We start from the raw sequence: 12,321 nt of genomic DNA on the forward strand, positions 1-12,321 counted from the left end.
GAAGTAAGAAAGATCTTTATTTAAAATAAAGGCCTATTTAAGTGCTAAATAATTCCAAACAAAATTTATCTTTTGTGAGTAAATAATATTGCTACGAACGATATAAATATCTTGAAAGAAACTATAACCATCAAGTATTTTTAATTTATTTTCATTTATTTCTTCTTCAATGAGTAAGCGAGGTAGCCAGGCTACACCTAAGCCTTGTAAAGCCAAGGCTTTTAAGTCACTGGCATTATCTGTTTCATATAAAGTTCGGTAATTGAGTTTACTTTCTATGATTTTATCAACACATTTTCTCAGATAGGCTTGTCTACTATAGGCTAAAAGGGGGAATGTCTGGTTAAGTTGGTATTTAGGTAATCCATTTTTGCTTGCTGTAACTGGCACAATTTGCATATTTACAATTTTATGATAGGTAAAAAGTGTGAGATCCAATTGTTGTAAAGTGAGTTGATCACAATAACAAATGAGAAAATCACAAGAACCTTCTTTTAATAAATGTATGCCTTGTTGCAAATTTGCAGCAATAATTTCCAACTTTAGATCATTATAGTCTGAGTATAGTTTTTGAATAAATTTAGGAAAAAACTGCGTGATGAGAGAATGGGATACTGCAAACTTAATTGAGAGTTCATTATCCTTAATGTTTTTTTCTAAATATTTTATTGTTGTATCCATTTGGTTTTTAATGTTTTTTGCTGTGGAGAGTAAGACTTGGCCAGCATCTGTAAAATCAATATTTTTACTATAACGCTTTAAAATTTGAAAACCTAGTGACTCTTCAATATTTTGTATTCTACGTGTAAATGCCGATTGAGTGACATGACGTATAGTTGCTGCTTTAGAAATGGATTTTTCTTGGTCTAATGCAAGAAGATCCTCTATCCACCGAATTTCAAGCGTCATGTACAATCACCAATAAATATTTAACTCAAGCAAAGTATAACAACTGATATGCAAAAAATGCATACAGATATATTTTTTTACATTGGTCAAGTTTAGATTGTTTCACCTAAGATGAATTGATTATCTTCGTAGAGTGACATAGCAAATGAACATTGAAATTAAAACGAGAACTGAGAAAGATTTATTGGGAATGAAAGAAGTCCCATCTCAGTGCTATTACGGTGTTCAAACATTAAGAGCGGTTGAGAACTTTAACCTAAGTGTGCATAAATTAAGTCATTTTCCTATTTTTATTCAAGCGCTTGCTATGGTGAAGTCTGCTTGTGTAGAGGCAAATTTTAAATTAAAAAAAATTGAAGAAAATAAATATAAAGCGATTCAACATTCATGTCAGCAATTAATAAATGGTTCATACCATAATCAATTCCCTATTGATATGATTCAGGGTGGGGCAGGAACTTCTACAAATATGAATGCAAATGAAGTTATTGCAAACATTGGATTAGAGTTTCTGGGTCATGCAAAAGGCGAATATCAATATCTACATCCCAATAACGATGTAAATATGTCTCAATCGACCAATGATGTATACCCAAGTGCAATAAAAATAGGTCTATTGTTTGCATTGGATCATCTCAATATTCCGTTTCAAAAACTAATTAAAAGCTTAGGTCGCAAAGCTGAAGAGTTCTCTGATATCTTGAAAATGGGACGTACTCAGTTACAAGATGCGGTACCGATGACATTAGGGCAAGAATTTAGTGCTTTTGCGCATACCTTACAAAATGATTTGCAAAAGTTAAATCATATTATGCCAGATTCACTCAGTGTGATTAACTTAGGTGGAACAGCAATCGGTACGGGAATTAATACCGAGCTTGAGTATCGCTTAAATGCGATTCAAGCTTTATCAGAAATCACTGGTAAAAACATTTCAAGCTCTCCTGATTTGATTGAAGCGACTACAGATATGGGTGACTTTGTACTTTTATCAAGTTTACTCAAACGTACTGCAACCAAGTTGTCTAAAATCTCTAATGATTTACGTTTGTTATCGAGTGGGCCACGTACTGGTATCGGCGAGATACAATTGGAACCACGCCAGCCTGGTAGTTCAATCATGCCAGGAAAAGTAAATCCAGTGATTCCTGAAGCGATGAATTTGGCGTGTTATCAAATTATTGCAAATGATTTAGCAATTACTATGGCTGCAGAAGGTGGACAACTACAATTAAATGCGTTTGAGCCATTAATTGCGCTTAAACTATTTGAATCTATTGAACTATTAGGTAAAGCAATGCAAATGCTGAATGAAAAGTGCATCCAAAATATTCGTGCCAATGCGGCACATTGTCAGCATTTAGTGGATAACTCAATTGGTATCATTACGGTGTTAAACCCATATTTAGGTTATGAAACTACTACACGAATTGCAAAGATGGCAAATGAATCTGGGGAGAGTGTTTTGGCTTTGATTAAAGCTGAGGGATTACTTTCAGATGAAATTTTGGCAGATGTACTTGCTGTTCATAACATGGTTCAGCCAAAACAACACGCAGCTTAGTTTTTAAACTTATTGTGCAATTTAAGCAATTCATGACTTACATTAGAAATTAAGTTTCATATGACAGATAAAGCTTAATATTTATACAGAGTTATAAAAAAAGGGAAATTATAATTTCCCTTTTTTTAGTGATGAAAAATCTTAGTTTTTCAAAGCTGGTGTAGCAGCAGCGATGGCTGCGGCAACAGCATCATCTTCAGATTGGGCTGAACCAGAGCTTGCTTTTGGTGCTGGAGTTTTAGTTTGTGCAGTTTCAGTTTTTACTGACTCTGCTTTTGCAGGCTTTGCCTCAGTCGCAGCAGGTTTACTTTCTGCTTGTGCACTTGGCATTGTTGCATGAGCTTCATGCGTTGGCTCGCGTCGAATTTCTGTGGTTGTATTTGCTGTTTCAGTGCGTTCAACTTCTACATGTGCCGGAATTTCGACTTGTTGTGCATTATTCTGTTCAACGCTTGGTAAGCTTTCAAACTGTGTCGGTTCAGAAGTCGCAGGCTGAGCAGTTTCAACTTTCTCTTGCTCAGCTTCTTTAGGCTCTTCTTTTTTTACACAAGCAGATACCAAAAGCGCTGTCGCAATTGCACCACAAATTAAAAATTTCTTATTCATAATGACTCAAAACAAAACGTATTAAAGAGATGTTACTTAGTATAACAGCAAAATGATATTTAAAAATCACCTTATCAAGTGCTAATTTTTTATTGGAAATGCTGATAGAATAGCCAATTGTTTATTGTTCTATGAATTGATGTGAATTGACTTTGCTTTCTTGGTACAAGGTAAAGTAAAATCGCACAACATTGTAGGCCAATTTAGGCTCCATTGTACGAGAAACTTAATGACCCATTTTATATTCGTAACTGGTGGTGTTGTATCATCACTAGGTAAAGGTATTTCAGCTGCTTCAGTTGCTGCACTTTTAGAAGCCCGTGGTTTAAAAGTAACCATGGTCAAAATGGATCCATACATTAATGTCGATCCTGGGACTATGAGCCCATTCCAGCACGGTGAAGTATTTGTCACAGAAGATGGTGCTGAAACTGACTTAGATTTGGGTTATTACGAGCGTTTCTTACGTCGTGCCAAAATGACCAAATTGAATAACTTTACTTCAGGTCGTGTTTATCAAGACGTTTTAAATAAAGAACGTCGTGGTGATTACCTCGGCGGTACAGTACAAGTTATTCCGCATATTACGGATAATATTAAAGAACGTGTTCTTCGCGCAGGCGAAGGTTATGACGTTGCCATTGTGGAAATCGGTGGGACAGTAGGTGACATTGAATCTCTCCCATTCATGGAATCTGTACGTCAGTTGATGGTTGAGCTTGGTCATAAACGTACCATGTTGATGCATTTGACTTTATTGCCATATATCAAGTCTGCTGCTGAACTTAAAACCAAACCAACTCAACATTCTGTTAAAGAATTATTGTCGATTGGTATTCAACCCGACATTCTGATTTGTCGTACTGAACATGATGTTGACGCAGATACTACCCGTAAAATCGCACTCTTTACAAACGTTGAAGCACGTGCCGTTGTGGTGTGTAAAGATGCGCGTTCAATTTATCAAATTCCTCGTACATTTTATGAACAAAATGTTGATGATTTAATCTGTGAACGTTTTGGTTATGACAGCTTGCCTGAAGCTGATCTTTCGGATTGGGATCATGTTGTTGAAGCATTATTGAACCCAGAATACACAGTTCGAGTTGCGATGGTAGGTAAATATGTTGAATTGCCTGATGCATATAAGTCTGTTAATGAAGCACTATTACATGCAGGTATTCAAAATCGTGTCAAAGTTCAAATTGAGTATATCAATGCAGAAGAACTTGAAGGCCAAAATCCTGCTGAAGTATTAAAAGGTATTGATGCAATATTAGTTCCTGGCGGTTTTGGTGAGCGCGGTACTGAAGGTAAAATGCAGGCGATTCAATATGCCCGTGAAAACAAAGTACCTTTCTTGGGTATTTGTTTAGGTATGCAATTGGCCGTAATTGAATTTGCTCGTCATGTTGCTGCTATGCCAGAAGCGACTTCTACTGAGTTTAATCGTTCAACAAAATTCCCATTGATTGGTTTAATTACGGAATGGCTAGATGAACGTGGTGAAATCCAGCATCGTAGTACTGAGTCAAACCTTGGTGGCACAATGCGTTTAGGTGCCCAAAAATCAGAATTGGTTGAAGGTACTAAAACACGTGAAGTTTACGGCAAAGCTGAAATTACTGAACGTCATCGTCACCGTTATGAAATGAATGATCGCTTCATTCCTGCAATTGAACAAGCAGGTATGAAAATTTCAGGTTATTCTACTGCGCAACATCTTGTTGAAACTGTAGAAATTCCTGAACATCCTTGGTTTATTGCTGTACAATTCCACCCAGAATTTACAAGTTCACCACGTGATGGACATCCATTATTTGCTAGTTTTATCGATGCTGCTAAAAAGCAGCACCAAAACAGCAAGTAAGTATGTAAGAACTTAAACTAGGAAGTTTAAATGTCACAATTAAAACCACAAGAAATTGTACGTTTAGGCGATATACAAATGGCAAATCACTTGCCATTTGTATTATTCGGCGGCATGAACGTACTTGAGTCGAAAGACTTAGCTTTTGAAATTGCAGAAACTTATGTCGATATCTGTACGCGTTTAGAAATACCATATGTATTTAAAGCCAGTTTTGATAAAGCCAATCGTTCAAGCTTACATTCGTTCCGTGGCCCTGGTTTGGAAAAAGGTATCGAATGGTTAGGTGACATTAAAAAGCATTTTAATGTTCCGATTATTACCGATGTCCATGAACCTCACCAAGCTGCCGCTGTCGCTGAAGTTGCAGATATTATCCAGCTTCCAGCATTTCTCAGTCGTCAGACTGATTTGGTTGAAGCAATGGCGAAAACTCAAGCCATTATTAATATCAAAAAAGCGCAATTCCTTTCTCCTCGTGAAATGAGCCATATTCTAAATAAGTGTTTAGAAGCGGGTAATAACAAACTCATTTTGTGTGAACGTGGTACGTCATTTGGCTATAACAACTTAGTCGTTGATATGCTGGGTTTCGACACCATGAAAGAAATGAATGTACCAGTATTTTTTGATGTAACGCATGCATTGCAAACACCGGGCGGTCGTGCAGATTCAGCAGGCGGACGTCGTGCTCAAATCACAACCTTAGCTCGTGCAGGTATGGCGACTGGGCTTGCAGGTTTGTTTTTAGAAAGTCATCCAGACCCTGAAAATGCAAAATGTGATGGACCTTGTGCATTACGTATGTCGCAGCTTGAGCCGTTTTTAGCGCAGTTAAAAGAATTGGATACCTTAGTTAAAGGTTTCAAAAAGTTAGATACACATTGATGCGCTTAGAAAGCATCTTATTTTTAATCAACTGAGGAATTATTCATGAGCCAAATCGTTGACATTCGTGCACGTGAAATTTTGGACTCTCGTGGTAACCCAACCATCGAAGCAGACGTAATCCTAGACTCTGGCGTTGTTGGCCGTGCATGTGCACCATCTGGTGCTTCAACTGGTTCTCGTGAAGCTTTAGAACTTCGTGACGGTGATCAATCACGTTACTTAGGTAAAGGTGTTCGCACTGCTGTTCAAAACGTAAATGGTCAAATCAAAGACTTATTAAAAGGTCAAAACGTATTTGAACAAAAAGCACTTGATGACAAAATGATTGCGCTTGATGGCACTGAAAACAAAGAAAAATTAGGTGCAAACGCAACTTTAGCTGTATCTTTAGCTGCTGCGCGTGCTGCTGCTGTTGAGAAGAAAACTGAACTATTCCAATATATTGCAGATCTTCGTGGCCAAACAACTTTGTCTATGCCTGTTCCAATGATGAACATCTTGAACGGTGGCGCACATGCAGACAACACTGTTGATATTCAAGAATTCATGATTGAACCTGTAGGTTTCACATCTTTTGCTGAATCTTTACGTGCTGGTGCTGAAATTTTCCATGCTTTGAAATCTGTATTGAAAAAGCAAGGTTTAAATACAGCAGTTGGTGATGAAGGTGGTTTTGCGCCTAACTTACGTTCAAATGAAGAAGCAATTACTGTTATTCTTTCTGCAATTGAAACAACTGGCTATAAAGCAGGTTCTGATATTATGCTTGCACTTGATTGTGCATCTTCAGAATTCTACAAAAATGGTCAATATATTCTTGCAGGTGAAGGCAACAAAGCATTCACAAGTAACCAATTTGCTGACTATCTTGCTGGTCTTGTTAAACAATATCCAATTATCTCAATCGAAGATGGTTTAGATGAGTCTGATTGGGAAGGCTGGAGCTATTTGACTTCTATCCTAGGCGATAAAATCCAATTGGTCGGTGATGATTTGTTCGTTACAAATCCTAAGATTTTACAACGTGGTATTGATGAGAAAGTAGGTAACTCTATCTTAATTAAATACAATCAAATTGGTACTTTGTCTGAAACTTTAGATGCAATCTATCTTGCTAAAGCAAATGGCTACAGCACTGTGATTTCACACCGTTCTGGTGAAACTGAAGATTCTACAATTGCAGATCTTGCTGTAGGTACAGCAGCAGGTCAAATTAAGACTGGTTCACTTTGCCGTTCTGACCGCGTTGCAAAATATAACCAATTGCTTCGTATTGAAGAATTGACTCATGCTGCTTATCGCGGTAAAGCTGAGTTTAAAGGTTTAAATTAATATCTTTTATTGATTTAATTTAAAAAAGGCCATTCCTTTATTTGATATAGGGAATGGCTTTTTATTCGCTAAAAATAATCAAGAATAGTATGTGTTAAGTGAGATTTAATATCATGTGATTGATTAATAATGAAATTTAGAGGTGGAGTTTAATTAGCATAGTTTGTGGAAAAGAAAATTTATAATAAATAATATCGCGATATATGAGTTTTTAGCATAAAGATAATTCTTAAATTTTTAATTACAAAGTAGATTATTGAGCACATAATTATTCTTTTATAAAAAAGAGAATTTATTTTGTTCTAGTTTTGCAGTTTTCGCATAGTTTAGTGTTCTTCATACAAAATATTTGATGTATATTAGCATCTTAATTTAATGCTGTTACTCAAGACGCAAATACATGTTAGAAGTCTTTAAAACAACTTCAAGTAAAGTGATTGCAATACTCGCGATTTTAATCGTTGTGGTATTACAATATCGCTTTTGGTTTGGTGAGGGTGGTCATTTCCCTCATCAAGCTTTACTACAGCAAATTGAACAGCAAGCTGAAGTCAATGCTGAGTTAAAAGAACGCAACCGAATTCTTGCTGCTGAAGTGTATGATTTAAAAAATGGTGCTGAAGCCATAGAAGAACATGCACGTTTAGACCTTGGCTTAGTAAAGCCACATGAAACTTTTGTACAAATGAGTACCATTAGTACCCATTACAAACCTATTTATACCGATCCAAGTGTAGATTTAAGAACCAATGAAGATGACAACGAACCTGCGCCAGAACAACCGTAAAATTTGGGCAATTGTTCCTGCGGCTGGCTCAGGTCGTCGTTTTTCAAAAACTGAACTAAAACAATACCAAGTAATCCAAAATCAAACAGTTTTAGCGCATACCATAGCGCGTTTAAACGATTTACCACTTGCGGGTTATGTACTTGCTGTGGGTGAGCAAGATCATTATGCTCAAACATTGCCATTAAAAAATAAACATTTGAGTCATTTTTGTTTGGGTGGTGCAGAACGTGTTGATTCGGTTTTAAATGCGTTGCGTTATTTAGAACAATTTGCACAAGCCGATGATTTGGTTTTTGTACATGATGCTGCTCGTCCTTGTGTGACACAGCAATGTCTTGAAAACTTAGTCGATACCGCAATAAACCTGAACAGCAGTGCAATTCTTGCAATTCCTGTACGAGATACTTTGAAGTGTGTTGAAAATCAGCAAGATATCAATAAAACAATCAGTCGTGATCAATTGTGGCAAGCACAAACACCACAAATTTCTACCTTTTCAAAGCTTAAAACGGCAATCGAAAAAGCTTTAGCGAATAATATTGTCATTACAGACGAGGCGAGTGCATTGGAATATATCAATGAACCTGTCAAAGTAGTGATGGGGCGTTCTGATAATATTAAAATTACTTATCCAGATGATTTGGAGTTGGCCAAGTTAATTTTGCAATCGCAGCAATAAAACAACGAAAATAAAAATAATTATGCATTGATTGATTTTCTCAACCGCTATTTATCTCTATAATTTGACCAGATTAAACTAGGTTTAAGATTTGTATTCATGACACCATCGCCACAGTATAAGTTTTTACGTCAATCAGTCAGAGATGGTTTAAGTATTAATCAAAAAGTTTCAAGGTGGGACAAACTACACCTTGATCCTTGGTTATTGGGCTTTTTAATTATCAATGCAATTTTGGGTTTATTGATGGTCTATAGCGCATCTTCTGAAGATATGTCTATGGTCATTCGACAAGCCGTGAGTTTCGGTGTTGGTTTTATTTTGCTTTTTATTTGTGCACAAATTCCACCAAAAGTATATCAAGCGATTAGCCCTTGGTTTTATTTGTTTGCAATTTTGTTGTTGATACTGGTTTTATTGGTCGGTGATGTTCGATTAGGTGCAAAGCGCTGGCTGACCATTCCAGGGATTGGCAGTATGCAACCCAGCGAATTTATGAAGTTTGCCATGCCACTGATGATGGCATGGTATTTTGCACGTAACCCGTTGCCGCCAAAGTTTAAACATATTGTAATTGCCTTGATTATTATGATGGTGCCTTTCATATTAGCATTATTACAACCAGACTTGGCAATTGGTATCGTGATTGGTGGCGTGTTTGCTTTGTTTTTAAGTGGCATGTCGTGGACTTTAATTATTGGGACTTTAGCAGCATTGGCACTGGCGTTCCCTTTAATTTGGACTTTTGTATTACAAGCTTATCAAAAGAAAAGGATTATGACCTTATTTGATCCTGAGTCAGATGCGCTTGGGGCAGGATGGAATATTATCCAATCTAAAATCGCGATTGGTTCAGGCGGAATGACAGGGCGTGGATTCTTAGAAGGAACACAGTCTCAGTTGGGCTATTTACCTGAACATCATACTGATTTTATTATGTCGACCTATGCAGAAGAATTTGGCTTTATTGGGGTATTCTTCTTATTTGCACTTTATACCGCAATGATTTTTAGATGTATGATCATTAGCTTAAGCAGTTTTCATAATTATGGTCGTTTATTGGCAGGTACGATTGGTTTGTCTTTGTTTTTCTATGTATTTGTAAACTCTGGTATGGTCAGTGGGATTTTACCTGTGACTGGTGATCCATTACCACTTATGAGTTATGGTGGATCGGCGGTAATTGCGTTGTTAGCGAGTTTTGGTATCGTTATGTCTATCCATACGCATAAATAAATAAATAAATAGAATCTTCAAAATTTAAAATTTCTTAAACTAAAGCTATTCCTTCTCTTTTTTAGAGGAGGATAGTATCAAATATAAATAAAAAAAAGTTTTTCTTAAATTTAAGTTCCTTAGATTGTCAAACTACCTAATAATTCATACAAGTGCAATGCATCAAATTATTGATCGTAAATAATAATTATTTTTTTGGATGAGCTTTTAGATACTGTTGGTTTTAAATTCGTTTGGTGTACTTTTGAATCATAGATGGTTGTTTTATAGTGTGGCGACATGGATGTCGCCGTTGGGCGGCGCCCATGAGTAAAGAAAAAGCACTGCTTTGTTTGCAGCGCAAGGTTTGGCATCTCCTACGAAAAGTGAGGTATCGCCAACGCAAAGGAATTGAAACTTTGAATGTAAAGTGTGGCATTGCAAGTTTTTTTATAACGGAACAATTTCTTTTTCTATGCAATTAATTTAACTAAAAATATTAATTAGGAGAAATTGTATTCTTATGTCTGAGTTTTTTGACTAGGCAGCTATAATTTGCTGATGGTTTAAAAATCATGTGATACTGTGAATGATTTATCTATTTGAAATCGAATTTAAGCTGACACTTCAACATCAAATCAGTATTGCTAAATCTGTTCTAAGTGCTAAATTAAAATAGTCATATAAATTATTTCTCTAACTACATTATTCTTATTATAAGACGATTAAATCGTATAAGGTTCGGTTCAATATGCATATCATCATCATGGGAGCTGGTGTTATTGGTACAACATCCGCCTACTATCTAAAACAAGCAGGTCATGAAGTCACTGTGATCGATCGACAACCCAATGTGGCTTTAGAAACCAGTTTTGCCAACGCTGGGCAGATTTCGCCGGGTTATGCGTCGCCTTGGGCTGCACCAGGTATTCCATTAAAAGCGTTTAAATGGATGTTTCAACCACATTCACCATTGGCAATTAAGCTAACGGGTGATATGCATCAGTATCAGTGGATGATCCGTATGTTGGCTGAATGTAATATCAATCGCTACCAAATCAATAAAGAGCGAATGGTACGGATTTCTGAATATAGCCGTGACTGTCTAGATGAATTACGTGCGGAGACTAAAATTCATTTTGATGAGCGCCAATTAGGTACATTACAACTTTTTCGAAAACAACATCAATTGGATGTGGCAGGCAAAGATACCGAAGTTTTAAAACATGAAGGCGTGCCATTTGAGTTGTTGGATAAAGCTGGCGTAATCAAGGCTGAACCTGCTTTAGCCCACGCAACTGTTGATTTTGTTGGTGGTTTGCGTTTACCGAATGACCAGACAGGCGATTGCCAAAAATTTACAACAGAGTTGGCGGAGCTTGCAGCCAAACAAGGGGTCAATTTTTTATTTAATACGGTAATAGAATCAATCGAAAAAGATGCTGAACGGATTACCGCGATTCATTTAAAAGATGGTCGTAAAATCAAGGGAGATGTTTATGTCATGGCACTGGGCAGCTATAGTCATGAAATGCTCAAACAATTGGAAATTGATGCGCCTGTATATCCATTAAAAGGCTATTCGATCACCACCAAAATTGTTGATCCGGCACTTTCACCAGTGTCTACAATCTTAGATGAGTCTTATAAAATTGCCTTAACCCGTTTTGATGATCGAATTCGTGTAGGGGGGATGGCTGAAATTAATGGGTTTGATCGCTCGTTAAAATCTAGTCGTGAAGACACTTTGCTTATGGTTTTACAACAATTATTTCCAAATGCAAGTGACTTATCAGATGCACATTTCTGGACGGGTTTAAGACCTGCGACACCAGATGGTACCCCGATTGTTGGGCAAACAAGGTATCAAAATCTATATACCAATACAGGGCACGGTACCTTGGGTTGGACCATGTCATGTGGTTCTGCAAAATTATTATCAGACATTATTTCTGGAACCACACCACAAATTGAATATGATGATTTGAATGTGTTTCGATATGACTCAGTGAATCACTAAGATGTTTGTGAAACTGATATGAACCAAAGTTAGCAAGTCGCAGAACAGGCAATTTCATTTTCCAATGTGCATTTTTGGCATTGGTTTATGCTTTCACTTCGTGGTTTTAATGAAGAAAATTCAGATGAGGCGATTTAGGCTAATTTCAATCAAACTACAACAAAGCCAGAGTCAGTGATCAAGTTATTGACTAAGCTATTTAATTCTTAAGCGATTTAAAAATTAGATAATAATTGAACATATTTTACTTGTATTCGAGCAAATTCATGGCATATTAATTGCTAATACAAGGAAAGATGATTGCAGGAGAGAAGTCTCTTGCGGACTCGCCGAAGGAGCAACGACCCCGGAAACTCTCAGGCAAAAGGACTGTAATCATTGTAAAACCTCTGGAGAGAAGTCATTCTATTGAAAACAAAAAAGAAATGACTCACCGAAGGGGATG

10 protein-coding genes and 1 riboswitch are annotated in these 12,321 nt (G+C 36.7%); of the genes, 8 read left to right on the plus strand and 2 right to left on the minus strand.

The window, feature by feature from the left end; genetic code table 11:
* Window positions 1-33: 33 nt before the first annotated feature.
* On the minus strand, window positions 34-909 hold the full coding sequence (locus AC2G3J_RS08910) for a LysR substrate-binding domain-containing protein (RefSeq protein ID WP_483770971.1): 876 nt from the start codon (window positions 907-909) through the stop codon (window positions 34-36).
* A 145-nt stretch (window positions 910-1,054) separates the two neighbouring features.
* Between AC2G3J_RS08910 and AC2G3J_RS08915 the strand changes: the two genes are divergently transcribed.
* Entirely contained in the window at window positions 1,055-2,473 is a 1,419-nt protein-coding gene (locus AC2G3J_RS08915) for an aspartate ammonia-lyase (RefSeq protein WP_483770972.1), read from the plus strand.
* A 141-nt stretch (window positions 2,474-2,614) separates the two neighbouring features.
* Here AC2G3J_RS08915 and AC2G3J_RS08920 read toward each other — a convergent pair whose 3' ends face one another.
* A complete protein-coding gene (locus AC2G3J_RS08920) occupies window positions 2,615-3,079 on the minus strand; it encodes a hypothetical protein (RefSeq protein WP_004719918.1) in 465 nt (154 codons plus the stop codon).
* A 229-nt stretch (window positions 3,080-3,308) separates the two neighbouring features.
* On the opposite strand from AC2G3J_RS08920, the gene AC2G3J_RS08925 reads away from it, so the two are divergent.
* The 7 genes from AC2G3J_RS08925 to AC2G3J_RS08955 all read left to right on the plus strand — a co-directional run bounded on the left by AC2G3J_RS08925 (window position 3,309) and on the right by AC2G3J_RS08955 (window position 11,876).
* A complete protein-coding gene (locus AC2G3J_RS08925) occupies window positions 3,309-4,949 on the plus strand; it encodes a CTP synthase (protein ID WP_336950949.1) in 1,641 nt (546 codons plus the stop codon).
* Between the two features lie 30 nt (window positions 4,950-4,979).
* Complete coding sequence (gene kdsA / locus AC2G3J_RS08930; RefSeq protein WP_336950950.1) at window positions 4,980-5,837, plus strand: 3-deoxy-8-phosphooctulonate synthase; 858 nt, start codon at window positions 4,980-4,982, stop codon at window positions 5,835-5,837.
* A 45-nt stretch (window positions 5,838-5,882) separates the two neighbouring features.
* Window positions 5,883-7,172 carry a phosphopyruvate hydratase gene (eno, locus tag AC2G3J_RS08935; RefSeq protein ID WP_004719930.1) on the plus strand — a complete coding sequence of 430 codons (1,290 nt, stop codon included), beginning with the start codon at window positions 5,883-5,885 and terminating at the stop codon, window positions 7,170-7,172.
* A 400-nt stretch (window positions 7,173-7,572) separates the two neighbouring features.
* Entirely contained in the window at window positions 7,573-7,959 is a 387-nt protein-coding gene (gene ftsB / locus AC2G3J_RS08940; RefSeq protein WP_336950951.1) for a cell division protein FtsB, read from the plus strand.
* Window positions 7,922-8,641 carry a 2-C-methyl-D-erythritol 4-phosphate cytidylyltransferase gene (gene ispD, locus AC2G3J_RS08945; RefSeq protein ID WP_483770973.1) on the plus strand — a complete coding sequence of 240 codons (720 nt, stop codon included), beginning with the start codon at window positions 7,922-7,924 and terminating at the stop codon, window positions 8,639-8,641. The genes ftsB and ispD overlap by 38 nt, the downstream gene beginning before the upstream one ends.
* Before the next feature lie 99 nt (window positions 8,642-8,740).
* The gene (gene rodA / locus AC2G3J_RS08950; RefSeq protein WP_483770974.1) at window positions 8,741-9,877 is read left to right on the plus strand and encodes a rod shape-determining protein RodA; all 1,137 of its coding nucleotides are present in this window, start codon (window positions 8,741-8,743) and stop codon (window positions 9,875-9,877) included.
* Between the two features lie 730 nt (window positions 9,878-10,607).
* Entirely contained in the window at window positions 10,608-11,876 is a 1,269-nt protein-coding gene (locus AC2G3J_RS08955; protein WP_419359742.1) for a D-amino acid dehydrogenase, read from the plus strand.
* Between the two features lie 293 nt (window positions 11,877-12,169).
* A riboswitch (glycine riboswitch) is annotated at window positions 12,170-12,258 on the plus strand.
* Window positions 12,259-12,321 lie beyond the last annotated feature (63 nt).

It is taken from the genome of Acinetobacter legionensis (assembly GCF_057165765.1).